The 14,310-nt window shown below is 44.8% G+C and carries 15 protein-coding genes; 14 read left to right on the forward strand and 1 reads right to left on the reverse strand.

Annotation, left to right across the window (positions count from 1 at the left end):
• Positions 1-233: 233 nt before the first annotated feature.
• Positions 234-671 carry a gamma-glutamylcyclotransferase family protein gene (locus FGQ85_RS00225; protein WP_087168870.1) on the reverse strand — a complete coding sequence of 146 codons (438 nt, stop codon included), beginning with the start codon at positions 669-671 and terminating at the stop codon, positions 234-236.
• A gap of 253 nt (positions 672-924) precedes the next feature.
• Between FGQ85_RS00225 and FGQ85_RS00230 the strand changes: the two genes are divergently transcribed.
• From FGQ85_RS00230 to FGQ85_RS00295, 14 genes are all read left to right on the forward strand, one after another.
• Positions 925-1,305, forward strand: a complete 381-nt coding sequence (locus tag FGQ85_RS00230) for a diacylglycerol kinase family protein (RefSeq protein WP_138372374.1) — start codon at positions 925-927, stop codon at positions 1,303-1,305.
• An 18-nt stretch (positions 1,306-1,323) separates the two neighbouring features.
• Positions 1,324-1,716 (forward strand): hypothetical protein, encoded by a 393-nt coding sequence (locus FGQ85_RS00235; RefSeq protein ID WP_087168872.1) that lies wholly within the window; start codon positions 1,324-1,326, stop codon positions 1,714-1,716.
• A 5-nt stretch (positions 1,717-1,721) separates the two neighbouring features.
• Entirely contained in the window at positions 1,722-3,305 is a 1,584-nt protein-coding gene (locus tag FGQ85_RS00240; protein ID WP_087168873.1) for an AarF/UbiB family protein, read from the forward strand.
• Positions 3,306-3,390: 85 nt separating this feature from the next.
• A complete protein-coding gene (locus tag FGQ85_RS00245; protein WP_087168874.1) occupies positions 3,391-4,158 on the forward strand; it encodes an SseB family protein in 768 nt (255 codons plus the stop codon).
• 39 nt (positions 4,159-4,197) lie between these two features.
• Positions 4,198-4,839 carry a cytidylate kinase-like family protein gene (locus FGQ85_RS00250; protein ID WP_087168875.1) on the forward strand — a complete coding sequence of 214 codons (642 nt, stop codon included), beginning with the start codon at positions 4,198-4,200 and terminating at the stop codon, positions 4,837-4,839.
• A 202-nt stretch (positions 4,840-5,041) separates the two neighbouring features.
• Positions 5,042-6,586 carry an LCP family protein gene (locus FGQ85_RS00255; RefSeq protein ID WP_243128456.1) on the forward strand — a complete coding sequence of 515 codons (1,545 nt, stop codon included), beginning with the start codon at positions 5,042-5,044 and terminating at the stop codon, positions 6,584-6,586.
• A gap of 150 nt (positions 6,587-6,736) precedes the next feature.
• Complete coding sequence (locus FGQ85_RS00260; RefSeq protein WP_138372375.1) at positions 6,737-8,593, forward strand: AAA family ATPase; 1,857 nt, start codon at positions 6,737-6,739, stop codon at positions 8,591-8,593.
• A 22-nt stretch (positions 8,594-8,615) separates the two neighbouring features.
• A complete protein-coding gene (locus FGQ85_RS00265; protein WP_138372376.1) occupies positions 8,616-9,374 on the forward strand; it encodes a 4Fe-4S dicluster domain-containing protein in 759 nt (252 codons plus the stop codon).
• A gap of 31 nt (positions 9,375-9,405) precedes the next feature.
• Positions 9,406-10,248 carry a 4Fe-4S binding protein gene (locus FGQ85_RS00270; RefSeq protein ID WP_087168878.1) on the forward strand — a complete coding sequence of 281 codons (843 nt, stop codon included), beginning with the start codon at positions 9,406-9,408 and terminating at the stop codon, positions 10,246-10,248.
• 219 nt (positions 10,249-10,467) lie between these two features.
• On the forward strand, positions 10,468-11,787 hold the full coding sequence (locus FGQ85_RS00275) for a HAMP domain-containing sensor histidine kinase (protein WP_138372377.1): 1,320 nt from the start codon (positions 10,468-10,470) through the stop codon (positions 11,785-11,787).
• Positions 11,788-12,095: 308 nt separating this feature from the next.
• Positions 12,096-12,809 (forward strand): putative ABC transporter permease, encoded by a 714-nt coding sequence (locus tag FGQ85_RS00280; RefSeq protein ID WP_138372378.1) that lies wholly within the window; start codon positions 12,096-12,098, stop codon positions 12,807-12,809.
• Positions 12,810-13,073: 264 nt separating this feature from the next.
• Entirely contained in the window at positions 13,074-13,511 is a 438-nt protein-coding gene (locus FGQ85_RS00285) for a hypothetical protein (RefSeq protein WP_138372379.1), read from the forward strand.
• A 28-nt stretch (positions 13,512-13,539) separates the two neighbouring features.
• The gene (locus FGQ85_RS00290) at positions 13,540-14,055 is read left to right on the forward strand and encodes an NADAR family protein (protein ID WP_138372380.1); all 516 of its coding nucleotides are present in this window, start codon (positions 13,540-13,542) and stop codon (positions 14,053-14,055) included.
• Positions 14,056-14,058: 3 nt separating this feature from the next.
• Positions 14,059-14,310, forward strand: a 252-nt coding sequence (locus tag FGQ85_RS00295; protein ID WP_171027845.1) for a DEAD/DEAH box helicase family protein, incomplete at its 3' end; no start/stop codon positions are given.

The following is a 14,310-nucleotide window of genomic DNA, read 5'->3' on the forward strand; positions in this document are numbered from 1 at the left end:
GGTTAAGTGATTCGTTATATGCAACATCATAATATACGGTTAACAACCTGAAAAGTAAGGGCCTTAACCGCAAACTTTTTAGGCATGTTGTACGGTTAAGATCACGGTAGGGAGAGTCTCAACCGTAAACCTCCATTTGTTGCAACATTATAACGCTAAAACATAAAGAAATAGGAATAAGATCCTTTTTAATTTATGATGCTGCGTTAGATGGTTTACACCGAGGTCGGATTTTAACAGCAGCCATGTTCCAGGGATGCTTCAAAGACAGACAGATCCAGTCCAAAGTCTCCATAGCCTTCCCGGATTGTCTGGATGTAGGTGTCTGACGGGCGGCCCGGTTTTGCTTCTTCGGCCATGATATAGACCATGGCTGTGATTGTCTGTCCGTCCTGAAGCGTAACCGGAACATCCTCTTTGTAGTAAAGGGTCGGGTACACTTCGTACTCGTCAAGGCTTTTTTCATTTTCCGGAGTAATATCCCACAGTGCGACCGGGGTGGCAGCACCTTCTTTTTTCTGGATGGTTGCATAGATTTTTTCCGGTTCAAGTCCACGGTAAATCAGTTCCCATCCTTCCAGCGTTCCGACTGCGTAAGGAACTGCGCCCGGGCACCGTTCTTCCATCTGTTTTTTGTGAAGATTACTTCCATAAGCTACATATAATCTCATATTTTCTCTCCTATTGTGTAATTTCTTGTATCTGTTTTCATTTTGTACTATTTTTGCGTTTTTATCAATAGAATCCTGAAAAAAAGAAGAAGTGATATCATTTAAAAACCGAGTGGATTAATATTCGCAAGTGGAAAAATTCTGAAAATAATAAAAAAATAATGAGAAAGACTGGTTAATTTGCTCGAGATTTGATAAAATAATAATAAATTAGCGGGATACAAAGACCGGAGAAAGATGGGGGATGATAAGAATGCCGGGGAAAAAGAAGAATCCGCTGTGGAGGAGTTTTGGATATGCTTTTGCCGGAATCTGGACAGGAATCCGGAAAGAGAGGAATATGAAAATTCACTGCACGGCACTTCTGATGGTTGTGATTGCGGGGATTGCCTTCCGGATTACCGTTTCAGAATGGTGTATCTGCATTGTCCTTTGTGCGTTTGTCATGTCGCTGGAGCTTGTCAATACAGCAGTGGAAGCGGTAGTGGATCTGGTGACGGAGGAGAAAAAGCCCCTGGCAAAAACTGCAAAAGATACGGCGGCAGGCGCGGTTCTGATCGCAGCGATTGCTTCTGTCATAATAGGACTTCTGATTTTTGTCCCGCATATAGCCGGATGGTTCATACAGTCGTAAAAAGAGAGGAGAATACATATGGATGGATTAGGTGAAAATTTAAAGAAAGTACTTCTTGCAGGGGTAGGCGCTGTAGCGGTTACGGCAGAAAAGTCAAAAGATCTTCTAGATGAGATGGTGAAAAAAGGTGAGATCACGGTAGAACAGGGGAAAGTACTCAACGAAGAATTGAAACACAATATCAGAAAGACCATGAAAGAAAAGGTTAATGTCTCTATCAAACCGTCTTCGCCGGAGGAACTTCAGGAACTGGTAGGAAAGATGACGCCGGAACAGCTTGCTGATTTAAAAGCGGCGATCCAGAAGATGGAAGAAGAGCCGAAGGCACAGGAGGAATCCGGGACAGATCCGGAGGGAAAAGCAGAAGAACCGGAAGAGACATCAGAAGAGGATAAAGGAGAGACAGAATAGTTTTAATGAGCGAGCAATCATCGGAAAAATATGGAAAACGTTTAAAAGAAATAACCTCAGTGCTCCATAAGCATGCGATTTCACGTGGAGTGACACCGGAAAAGCTCCGCCTGATTCTGGAGGAACTTGGTCCTACCTATATCAAACTGGGGCAGATTGCCTCCATGCATTCCGATATTCTTCCGAAAAAATACTGTGACGAGTTGATGCGGCTCCGTTCTGACGTGGCTCCGATGCCTTTTGAACAGGTACAGGAAGTACTGGAAGAAGCCTACGGATGTCCGTATACGGAGGTTTTTGCAGAGGTGGATCCGGTTCCCCTGGGGTCTGCATCCATTGCACAGGTACATAAGGCGGTACTGAAGACCGGGGAAAAAGTAGTGGTAAAAGTACAGCGGAAGGGAATTTATGATATTATGTCCCGCGACATCGGGCTTCTTCACAAGGCGGTCCGGCTGCTTCCGCCCATCAGCATGAAAGGTCTGGTGGATCTGGATATGGTGCTGGACGAGCTCTGGGCAGTCACTCAGGAAGAAATGAACTTTCTGATTGAAGCGTCCAACATGGAAGAATTTGCCAAAAAAAATGAAGATGTGGCTTTTGTGGGAACTCCGGCGCTTTTCAAGGAATATACGACAACCCATGTTCTTGTAATGGAGTATATTGACGGACTTGGAATTGATGAAAAGGAAAAACTGCTGGAAAACGGGTACGATCTGAAAGAGATCGGGACCAAGCTTGTGGATAACTATATTAAACAGGTTATGGATGACGGCTTTTTCCATGCAGATCCGCATCCGGGTAATGTAAGAATCCGGGACGGCAAAATCATCTGGATTGATATGGGAATGATGGGCAGGCTGACTGAAAGAGATAAAGATCTGATTGCTGAAGCAGTAAAAGGGGTGGCCGCCAATGATGTGGCGCTGATTCTGGAAGTGGTCATGGCTCTTGGAGAATTTCAGGGACATCCGGATCAGAGCGAGCTGTACAGAGATATCGGGGATCTGCTTTCTAAATATGGAACTGTTGATATGGGGGATATCGATCTGGCCGAAGTGATCCAGGATCTGATGGAAGTGATGAAGAAAAATAAAATCCGGATGCCGCACGGATTGACAATGCTGGCAAGGGGACTGACACATATGGAGGGGGTTCTTGCAGATCTGGCTCCTGAGATCAATATGGTCGGCATAGCAGCAGCGAGAATGTCTGGAAGCATTTTCCTGGAAAAAGACTGGAAGAATGCGTTAAAGCATAATGCAAGAAGCGTGTACCGGTCTTTGCATAAGGCACTTGACATACCTGCTTTGACGGCAGATATTCTTCATGGTTTTCTGAAAGGACAGAACCGGATCAATCTGGATCTGCATTCTACAGATGACCTGAATGAAATGCTGACCAGACTTGTGAAGCGGATCATCATGGGATTTCTGGCGATGGCTCTTCTGATCAGCTCAAGTATCATTTGTACGACGGATATGAAACCTAAAATTTGGGGAATTCCGGCGCTTGGCGCAATCGGATATATTCTGGCTCTTTGCATGGCTCTTTATATTTTTTTAAGTCATATCCATATCCGAAAATAAAGGAAAAGAAATAAATTGTAGGTTTTGGAGAAATCGTATATACTATATCTATGCAGGAATGACACAGAAAGGAAAGATATAGATTATGAGTGACGAAAAGAAGAATGAGACACTGACAGACAGAAAAAAAGAAGTAATTCAGTCAATCCAGAGGGCGGCAGAGATCTATACCATTGCATCCGTATGTACAAAGATGCCATATGTTTTCTGCGATCCGGAGACATTTGACGATGAAGTTTTTGTATTTTTGAAGCTGGAGGATGCACAGACAGCGGCGAAAGCACTTGCTGAGGAAAAGGAGCCGGTAAGTCTTGTAAAAGTAGAGAACAAGCAGCTTCTGCATTTTTTTTCCAATCTTTACACAATTGGAGTCAACTGTGTTGTTGTGGATCAGAATTCCGGCAAGGAAGAGCGCCTTCAGCTTCAGGAGATTGTACATAGGGCAGAGGTAAAAGAATTACCGGATGGAAAGGTACGGGTGGAAAATCCGGAACTGGTTCTTACGGCATTATATCTGATGCAGAAAACCCAGAGACTCCGGTTAAGAGAAGGTGAGCAGGAGATCAAAGATCTTCAGGATGAAGTAATGGCACATTTTTCCAGAGGACGTTATATCGTAGCTTTTGAGGCGGATAAGGGAATTCCTCTTTTAAAAGACAAGAAAGATGACACATATCAGCCGGTATTTACGGATATTATGGAATTTCAGAAATTCAACAGAGAAAATCGTTTCCGGACAGCTGTAATTCCGGCGGAAAAGATTCCGGATCTTCTTGCACCGGAGACAAAGGGTGTGACGATCAACCCGATGACGGTCAATCTACAGCTCCAGATCCGGAAAAAGAAAAACTGATTCCATGTTTCACTTATAAACGAAAAGGAGTGTGTGCATATGACGAATCATACTATTATTACCATTGGCAGACAGTTTGGAAGCGGAGGGCATGAGGTAGGAAACCGTCTTTCCGAGAGATTGAACATTCCGCTGTATGATAACAATCTGATTTCAATGGCAGCGCATGAACTGTCGATCAGTCAGGAGGCGGCAGAGAAGGTGGATGAGACAATCCTTGGAAAGTTTCTCTCGGCCTATGTAGTAAATATGCGTGATTATACAGTCTTTATCAATGACAGCAATGAATCTGTGCCGCTAAGCGACAAGGTTTATGAAGTCCAGACGAGTATTATCAACCGCCTTTCCGAGAGAGGACCATGCATTTTCGTCGGAAGATGCGCTGACTATATTCTGGGAGATTACAGCAACTGCATTCACACTTTTATCTATGCCTACAAGGAGGATCGGATCCGCCGTATCATGAAGATTTATGGACTGGATTCCAAACAGGCATGGGAGAAAATTAAGAAGATGGACCGGGAGAGAAAGACTTATTACGAAGCTCATACCGGAAGAGAATGGGGAAGTATTGAGGCGCATGGAATGCTTTTTAATGTAAGCCTTCTGGGGATTGAAGGAGTGACAGATGCGCTTGAAGCGATTTACAGAAAGTGGGAATCCAATGTCAAGCAGGGATAAAAACCTGACAGATTTCTTAATTTTTTGTGAAAACCAAAATCATAAAGAGCCGGGAACCTGCGCAAATACGGGATTTGTCGGGGGTCCGGCTCTGTTTTGATGTCTTTTTTCCAAGGGTCCTGCTTGACTTCCTTTTGGAATACGGGATATAATCTAACGAGGGAATGAATGGGAATAAATAAGAGAAAAGGGAAGATGAACTATGTCGAAAATGAGTCGTCAGGACAGGCAGGCCTATGAGCAGGCATTGAAGAGACGAAAAAAGCAGAGCAGTCCGGGGAAAAGACAGCGGACGGCTTACTCCAGAACTTCCAAAAGCAGTACCGCAGGGCGATCCAGAAGCCGCTATACGGACTATGATGGAAATGAGATTGACGAAAGTTACATTAATAATAGAAGAAACAGCAGATACACAGGCTATGATACATATGATCGTTATAGCGGGTATGATGACTATGATTACGATGACTATGACGACTATGATGATGATGATTATGATTACGAGGAAAGACCGGGGAGAACCCGGATGCCGGAAGATCTTGGGTTTGGATACCGGAGAGAGAAAAGTTCCTCAAAAAGGAGAAGACCGGAAGACTCCTATCCTGTGTCAGGCAAAAGGAGCCGGAAGCAAAACGGGAAGCTGGTCCTTTTGATTCAGCTGATTGCTACGGCGCTGTTCCTGGCATCAGCAGTTTATCTGGGAATGATTCCGTGGCTTTATCTTGGTGCAGCAGCAATTGTCCTTTTGATTCTCGTTCTTCTGGTTTACCGGATGCAGAACGGATTCCGGAAGAAGCATTTTCTGGGAGCGCTGCTTGGACTCCTGATCAGTGCAGTACTTCTCGTGGCGGCATTCTATATGTTTGAAGTGCGTTCCGCATTAAATGATATTACGGACGGCAATGAAGCACCGGAGTTAAGTGAAGCCGCCGCGGGTGTCAATGTTTCCGAAGATCCGTTCAGCGTTTATATCAGCGGAATTGATGTGTATGGAGACATTACGCAGCAGAGCAGAAGTGATGTCAACATCATCGCAACTGTGAATCCGAAGACAAAGCAGATTTTACTTGTTACGACACCGAGGGACTATTACGTACCGATCCCCGGTGTATCGGAAGGTTACCCGGACAAGCTGACTCATGCAGGTACTTATGGAATCGCGACTTCCATGGCAACTCTGGAAGAGCTGTATGATGTGGATATCCCATTCTATGTAAGAGTAAACTTTACATCTCTGATAGAGATGGTAGATACTCTTGGAGGCATTGATGTTGAGTCGGACATTGCGTTTACGACGGGAGAGGAGTCAGGACTTGTCGTTGAGGTCAAAGAAGGAACCAATCATTTCAACGGCCAGGAAGCACTGGCATTCTGCCGTGAACGTCACGCGCTTGCGGAGGGAGATAATCAGAGAGGAAAGAACCAGCAGGCTGTCATTGAGGCCATGCTGAAAAAGGCAATGTCTCCATCGATCCTGATTAAAGGACCTCGTCTGATTGATCAGGTCAGCGGAAATACCGAGACCAATATGTCTACAAGCCAGCTCCAGGAGCTTGTCAGAGTCCAGCTGGCAGGGATGAATGGCTGGGATGTCGTATCTGTCGCAGCAGAAGGAACTTCTTCCACGGAGTATTGCTATTCCTACTCAGGAGGACCGCTTTCGGTCATCGTGCCGGATGATTCTTCCGTAGCTTCGATTCAGGAAAAGATCAATGCAGTAGAGGCAGGAGAAACGGTTTCCGAATAAAAGAAAAAGACGTATAAATAAAAGCCGGACAGAAAGGGAAGAAAAACTTTCCAATCTGTCCGGTTTTTTGCACGGAAAATGGATTATGACTGGAAGCATGAGAGCGATCCTGTTACAATAATTCTAAAAGGAAGGAAAGAAGGTGTTTCCATGCGTATCAAGGATATCCGTATCCGAAATTTCAAGTCGATCCGGGAGATTCATATCCCGGATATTGAGCAGGCATTGATCCTGGTCGGACAGAACAGTACGGGAAAGACGGCCATTCTGGATGCGCTCCGGACCGCGGGAGGAATCTATCAGGTTCAGCCGGAAGATTTCAGGGAAGATTTTCCCAATATTGAAATCATGCTGACATTGTCGGTAGAAGAGGAAGACTTAAAAAGACTGCATCAGTGCGGGATTGTCAGTTCCTACAGAAGGTATGAGTCCTGGTACCGGGACTTCTGCAGAAAGATTCCGTCATTTCATGACGGAGAGATGACATTTGAATGTACAGTGAACAAAGACGGGAAGGTGCGCTACGGTGATGGTTTCACAAAAAACAACCGCCATATTCCGATGCTCTTTCCGAAAATATATTATATTGACGCGCAAAGGGATCTGGAAAATTTTGAGGAAGATCTCTGGATGATGCAGGAGGATGATCTGGTAAAAAGAATGAGATCCGGAAGCTGTATGTTTGATATGGCCAAAATGTGTAATCACTGTTTTTCCTGTATCGGACTGATTCATAAAAAGACGACGGCCGAACTGAATGCGTTTGAGGCCGCAAAACTGTTGGAATATAAGCTGTATCATCTGAATCTTGACAGCTTTTCCCAGCGTGTCAATGCAAATTTCCGTAAAAACGGAGGGAAAGAGACAATCCGTTATTCGATGAACCGGGATATGGAGAAGATGCTTTCAGTTACAACGGAAATCAGCAGGGATGATCAGAATGGCATCCGAAGTATCGACAGCATGGGAAAGGGCATGCGGAGTATTTACATGCTTTCCCTTCTGGAGACCTGTGAGGAGACAAAAGAAACGGGAACAGACCTGATTCTTGTGGAAGATCCGGAGATTTTCCTTCATCCAAAGCTGCAGAAGGTGACAGGAGATATCCTTTACCGGCTTTCCAGAAAGAGTCAGGTGATCTTTTCCACCCATGCGCCTAATCTCTTGGCAAACTTTAACAGCAGACAGATCCGCCAGGTGCTGACCGGAAAGGACGGCTCCTCCGAAGTCCGGGAAAAGACGGATATCAGTGAAGTACTGGATGATCTCGGATATTCCGCCAATGACCTCATGAACGTAAATTTCGTCTTTATTGTGGAAGGAAAGCAGGATAAAAACCGACTGCCGCTTCTGATCCGGAAGTATTATGACGAAACCTATGAAGAGGACGGGACACTTTCCCGGATTGCTATTATTACGACCAACAGCTGCACGAATATTAAAACCTATGCGAATCTGAAGTACATGAACCAGATTTATCTCCGGGATAATTTCCTGATGATCCGGGATGGAGACGGGAAAGATCCGGGGGAACTGAAACGGCAGCTCTGCCGGTACTATGAAGAGCGAAATCTGGAAGACGTGGATAAACTTCCGCGGGTGACGGAGAAAAATGTACTGATTTTGAAGTATTATTCGTTTGAAAATTATTTTTTGAACCCGAAGATTATGGCTCAGCTTGGAGTCGTACCGTCCGAAGAAGAGTTCTATGAGATTTTTCTGGAAAAATGGAAGGAGTATCTGCATAAAATCCGAAGTGGGAGAAAGCTTCAGGAGGTACTTGGGAAAGATCTGGAGACGGCAGAGGATGTGAAGGCCCATATGGAGGAGATCCGGATTCATCTCCGGGGCCACAACCTGTTTGATATCTTCTATGGAAGATACAAAAAGCAGGAAACCGAGCTTTTGAAGCAATATATTGACCTGGCGCCAAGGGAGGATTTCAAGGATATTCTCGATTCCATTGACCGGTTTATTTATTTTGAAAGCAGAGCAAGGAAGAACTAAAGGATTAAAGGAGAAAAAAAGGATGCGAATTGTAAACATACTGTTCAGCCCGACAGGCGGAACGAGAAAGGCAGCAGAAAAACTGACGGAGATCTGGGGACCGGAAACGATGGATCTGATGACGTATGGAGCCGATTTTTCCGGAGAGAAATTTACACAAGAGGATGTGGTGGTATTTGCTGTGCCATCTTTCGGGGGTCGTGTTCCGTCGGCAGCCGCAGAACGGTTTTCCAGAATCAAGGGAAATGGAGCAGCGTGTATTCTGCTCTGTGTTTACGGCAACCGTGCCTACGATGATACACTGGCAGAAATGGAAGATCTGGCAAAGGACTGCGGCTTTCAGGTGACTGCGGCTGTGGCTGCGATTGCGGAACATTCGATCGCACATCAATATGCGGCCGGCCGCCCGGATGAAACGGATACGGAGAATCTGCATGCTTTCGGAGAACAGATCTGGCAGAAGATTCAGAGAGGAGAACGGGCTTTAACGGAAACGATTCCGGGGAACCGCCCGTACCGGGAAGCCGGAGGCGGTGGAATGATCCCTCGTCCATCAGACACCTGTGTGAAGTGTGGAATCTGTCCGGCAAAATGTCCGGTGCATGCGATTGATCCGGAGGATCCGGCAGACATCCAGGAGGAAGTATGTATTTCCTGTATGGGATGTACGGCGGTATGCCCGCATGGGGCACGGACACTGCACCCGGATGCTGTGGCCGAGGTCAGTGAAAAGTTAAAAGAAGTATGCTCTGTCAGAAAGGAATGTGAATTGTATCTCTAATTGCCGGATGTGGCAGAAAGGGGCGGAAAAGATGGAGAAAACAATGCTGGAAAAGCAGATTGAGCAGTTTGTCATGGAGAGCAGACTGAATTACGTGTCTGAGGAGGAAGCGATTGCGCCTGAATATGCAGGACTTCGTATGTACGATCCTCCTATCTGGGGATATGGGGATGCAAATGATCCGATGTTTGAGGAGCTGAAAAAGAAAGAGGCGGTGGGAGAACAGTTTCTCCTGCCGGATGCATGGCTCCCGGACGCCAAAAGTGTCATCAGTTTCTTTATTCCGTTTACGGATGAGGTCAAAAAAAGTAACTGGACTGATGCGGCGGAGCCGTCTGCCCAGTGGCTGCACGCCAGGATTGAAGGACAGCGGTTTGTCATTGCAGTCTGTGATGAGATCCAGAGAATTCTCAAGGAAGAGGGGATCATAAGTGTGATTCCGGCATCAGACCCAAGGTTTGAAAGTGTGACAAAACCAGATCCAGAACGGGGAGAAAAATGGCAGGGTGCCTCTTATACAAGCAACTGGTCGGAACGTCATGTTGCCTTTGTGTGCGGACTCGGAACCTTTGGCCTGTCCAAAGGGCTGATTACAGAAAAGGGAATTGCGGGGAGACTCGGAAGTCTGATTGTCAGTGAAAGATTTGAACCGAGAAAACGGGAATATACAGACATTTATGAGTACTGTACCCGTTGCGGCGCATGTATCAGACGATGCCCGGCGGGAGCGATTTCGCTGGAAAACGGAAAAGAACATCTGCCGTGCGACCAGTTTCTGGAAGAGACAAAGAAAAAGTATGCACCCCGGTACGGATGCGGAAAATGCCAGACAAAAGTGCCGTGTGAGAGCAGAATACCGGGAAAAAGAGGATAAGAGAAAGACGGAAGTTTTTGAGCCGGATGGTTTTCAACAGTTGAATGCCATCCGGCTTTTACTGTTTAGAAATTGTTTAAGAAATGATAGAAGAATTTTTAGCCGGCCGTGGTACGCTTTAGGAAAGAAAACCAGACAGAAGAGGCTTGCAGAGACATCTGGAAAAAGCAGACGTCTGCGTTATGATTAAGATCAGAAAAAAGGAAAAGAGGAAAAACCATGTCATTAAAAAAGAGAGTGTTTCGTTCCAATATGATGATACTGTTTACAGCTTTGATTTCTTTCATACTGATTATTTTGGGAGTGCTGGTTTTGTTTGAGGATTCCCTTGAAAGGCAGCTTCATTCCATAAGCCAGAACCAGGTGGATTCCAATGCATGGAAGGTGGCACAGCTGATCGAAGAGACAGATCCGGCAAAAACACAGGAGTTTATAAAAGAGGCAGAAAATCTGAAATACCGGACAGCACTTTTTCGGAATGGTCGTGTCGTGGGCGGAGCTGATGACGAGCATATGGAAGATCTGGCTGAGTTTTTTCAATCGGAAGAATACCATGATGGACAGACAGAAGTCTTTACATTTCTGAACGCAACGATTGTAGGAAAATATTTTGCGAATGAGGAGATTTATATTGCCGCGGTTCATTCCGCGGATTGGGGAGGAAAAGCGTTGTCCCTGAACAGTGCTTTTTATATGTTCCTGGGCGTGGTCTTCCTGGCCGGCATTGCTGCAATTGCGGTTCTGCTTCTTCTGGCATCCTTCTTTACACGCAGAATGAACCGGGTTGTCATGGAGCCGCTGGAACAGCTGGTAGAAGGAGCGGAACGGATCAAAAGTGGAAATTTAAAAGAGAACATCAGGTATCGGGGAGAAGCGGAGTTTGAACATGTTTGCGAGACGTTCAATGAGATGCAGCACACAATTCTGGAAGACCAAAGGCAGCGGGAAAAGACAGAAAAAGCGAGAACAGACATGATTACAGGAATTTCACATGATCTGAGGACCCCGCTGACTTCCATTCGGGGATACATCAAAGGAGTGCTCGACGGCGTGGCGGATACGGAAGAAAAGAGGAAACGGTATCTGGAAACGGCGTACGAATCTACAGAAGAAATGAATCAGCTGCTCCGGAAACTCTTTGACTTTTCACGTATGGAAAGCGGACAGATGCCGTTCCATATGATAAAAGCAGATCTGGCGGAATATGCGGCGTCTTATGTGGCGCAAAAAGAAGTGACTGCTGATCCTCGGAAATTGAAATTTCATTTCCATAAAAAAGAAGAGCTGATAGCGGAAGTCCGGTTTGATATTGAACAGGTAAGGAGAATACTGGATAATCTTCTGGAAAACAGCATGAAGTATGCCATGGTAGAGCCGGTGGAAATTGATATTACGGTAGCTGAGACAGAATCAGAGATCAAGCTGGAGTGGAAAGACAACGGAAACGGCGTGCCGGAGGAAAAACTCGGACGGATTTTCGAGCGGTTTTACCGGTGCGATGAGTCCAGACAGAAAAAAGGAAGCGGAGTAGGACTCTAGGTGGCAGATTATATTATGAAACAGCATGGCGGATCTGCAAAAGCCGAAAACGATGGCGGACTGAAGATTATTCTTACGTTTCCGAAAGGAGAAAACGATATGACGGCAGGCGAATAGATCGATTGACAGACAGGCGTTTGCAATACCGAAGCAAAAATCAGAAGAATCCTGCGGGGCAGTTACGGCTCTGTGGAATTCTTTTTCATATTTCTGAAACAAAACAGGAACGTTCTGTAAACAAACGAAGGGTAGGATAAAAGCAGATTTCTGAGAAAGGAGAACAGAACATTCAAAAGAAAAAATAAGCTATGGAACATATCATAAGTCTGAAAAACGAAAAGATACAAAAAGAAGAATGGGCGGGAACCTTTTACAGGCTGTTCTGGATTTATGTTATCTGCGGTGTCGGAGGATTTCTGATTGAATCCATATGGTGCTGGATTGATTTTCATGAATTTACGAGCAGAACCAGCAACCTGTTTTTCCCAATCAGCTGCATATGGGGATTCGGAGGAGTACTTCTGCATTTATTTACTGCAAAAGATCAGGAAAACAGTAAGCTATATCTGTTTGTGAAATGTACTGTTCTAGGCGCACTGTTTGAATTTCTGTGCGGCTATCTGGGAGAGCACCTTCTGGAAGTGACCTTCTGGGATTATTCCGCAATGCCGCTTCATATCGGGAAGTACATCAACCTCCCGTTCTGCCTGGTGTGGGGAGGAATCGGCGTTGCCTGGGTGTGGAAGATTTATCCTCTGATCAGGAGAAAACTGGAAACTCCGGTTCTGACAGGGCCGAACACCGCAATGAGAGTATTTCTGGTGTTCATGGTCTGTTCTCAGGTTCTCACCGGGGCGGCGCTGCTCAGAATGCATGAACGACAGAGCCGGAATGTAGAGGAAAATATTGTGGAATATGTGCTGGATCAATGCTTCCCTGACCAGACACTGCAACGATATTTTCCGAAAATGAAAAGCACAGTTACAGGTAAAAAAATATATATACAGGAAACAAAAAGTTAAAATCCCATCGATTTCGGTGGGGTTTTCTGATAGAGAAGAAAAGGGAGAAAGAATGGATATGGAGCACACGATCGAATGTTTGTTCTGATTTTGGGACTTGTCCTATATACTTTTGCGGAAAGATTTGTTATAATGTGCGAAAAGGCAATGGATGCAATGGCAGAGAGGGATTCTATTTAAATGGATTCTAATAAGAGTCAGTTATTCGAAATGTTTGAACAAGATTGAAAATGTGTTTAGTAAATTGATATAAGAGGTAGAAAAATGGATGTATTCAGCGAAGCCTATTTGGAAGAAGTGATTGAAAATCAAGGAAAATTATTTGAGTATGCAGAAGAGCATTGCCCTGGTATAGACGTGGCAGATTTCATAGAAGCTTATATGAAAAGCCGTACAAGAGCACTGATAGATGAAGGGCAGGCGTATGTTTCAACTATGGATGCTGAATCTTTATTCAATTATTTTCTGGAAAATGATAAATATCAACCGAAACAAGGAAAAGTGGCCAAGGGATTTGCGCCGAACTGGATTGGTCAGTTTTATGCATTGTTTCAATGGTTATATAAGATGTCAAGTAAAGAAGTCGTCAAATTGCTTCCAGTTGAATTTATGTTTGAATGGTATCCAGGACTTCATGATCTTGATTTGCAGGTGGCTGTCTGTAAGGTAGGAGAACAGTGTGGACTTGGGACACAAAAATAGGTATAAATGATTGCGGGAGGAATAAGCGGTGATATGTTTTCACAATCCGGACGAGGAGAATGGATATTTGAGTAACTGGTATTTGTCTGAATTTATTATTGATGATATTACATTCTCGTCAATGGAACAGTATATGATGTACGAAAAGGCAATTCTGTTTCATGATCAGGAGACAGCGGAAAAAATATTACAGACGGATAACGTGGCGGAGATCAAGGCTTTGGGAAGAACAGTGCAAAATTTTGATGATACAGTCTGGGGACAATCGAGAGAAGAGATTGTTTACAAAGGAGTCTTTGAGAAGTTTCGCCAAAATCCTGAACTTAGGAAAAGGTTGGAAAGAACAGGAGAAGAGGTAATTGCAGAATGTGCGGTAAAGGATAGGATATGGGGGATTGGGCTATCTATGAAAGATAAGGACAGGTTTTGCGTAGATAGATGGAAAGGACAAAATCTGTTGGGAAAAATTTTGATGGATGTTCGGAAAGATATCAAACAAGGGAATTATGAGAAGAAAATCCGTCAGGTAGAGGAGCAAGGATAAATTATGGATCATTTTGAATTAGTATCAGAATACAAGCCAACCGGCGACCAGCCTCAGGCGATCGAGCAGCTGGTTCAAGGTTTCAAGGAGGGAAACCAGTGTGAGACCTTTCTTGGTGTCACCGGTTCCGGAAAAACATTTACGATGGCAAACGTCATCCAGCAGTTAAATAAACCGACGATTATTATCGCCCACAATAAGACACTTGCCGCGCAGCTCTACGGTGAATTCAAGGAATTCTTTCCTCATAACGCC

This window comes from Pseudoflavonifractor sp. BSD2780061688st1 E11 (assembly GCF_005844125.1).
GTDB lineage: Bacteria > Bacillota > Clostridia > Lachnospirales > Lachnospiraceae > Sellimonas > Sellimonas catena.

Excerpts from the sequence above, each read along its gene's own strand:
- FGQ85_RS00230 (WP_138372374.1), top strand. The coding sequence starts at position 925 with ATGCCGGGGAAAAAGAAGAATCCGCTGTGGAGGAGTTTTGGATATGCT.
- FGQ85_RS00260 (WP_138372375.1), top strand. The coding sequence starts at position 6,737 with ATGCGTATCAAGGATATCCGTATCCGAAATTTCAAGTCGATCCGGGAG.
- FGQ85_RS00285 (WP_138372379.1), top strand. The coding sequence starts at position 13,074 with ATGGATGTATTCAGCGAAGCCTATTTGGAAGAAGTGATTGAAAATCAA.
- FGQ85_RS00235 (WP_087168872.1), top strand. The coding sequence starts at position 1,324 with ATGGATGGATTAGGTGAAAATTTAAAGAAAGTACTTCTTGCAGGGGTA.
- FGQ85_RS00250 (WP_087168875.1), top strand. The coding sequence starts at position 4,198 with ATGACGAATCATACTATTATTACCATTGGCAGACAGTTTGGAAGCGGA.
- FGQ85_RS00245 (WP_087168874.1), top strand. The coding sequence starts at position 3,391 with ATGAGTGACGAAAAGAAGAATGAGACACTGACAGACAGAAAAAAAGAA.
- FGQ85_RS00265 (WP_138372376.1), top strand. The coding sequence starts at position 8,616 with ATGCGAATTGTAAACATACTGTTCAGCCCGACAGGCGGAACGAGAAAG.
- FGQ85_RS00225 (WP_087168870.1), bottom strand. The coding sequence starts at position 671 with ATGAGATTATATGTAGCTTATGGAAGTAATCTTCACAAAAAACAGATG.
- FGQ85_RS00270 (WP_087168878.1), top strand. The coding sequence starts at position 9,406 with ATGGAGAAAACAATGCTGGAAAAGCAGATTGAGCAGTTTGTCATGGAG.
- FGQ85_RS00240 (WP_087168873.1), top strand. The coding sequence starts at position 1,722 with ATGAGCGAGCAATCATCGGAAAAATATGGAAAACGTTTAAAAGAAATA.
- FGQ85_RS00255 (WP_243128456.1), top strand. The coding sequence starts at position 5,042 with ATGTCGAAAATGAGTCGTCAGGACAGGCAGGCCTATGAGCAGGCATTG.
- FGQ85_RS00280 (WP_138372378.1), top strand. The coding sequence starts at position 12,096 with ATGGAACATATCATAAGTCTGAAAAACGAAAAGATACAAAAAGAAGAA.
- FGQ85_RS00275 (WP_138372377.1), top strand. The coding sequence starts at position 10,468 with ATGTCATTAAAAAAGAGAGTGTTTCGTTCCAATATGATGATACTGTTT.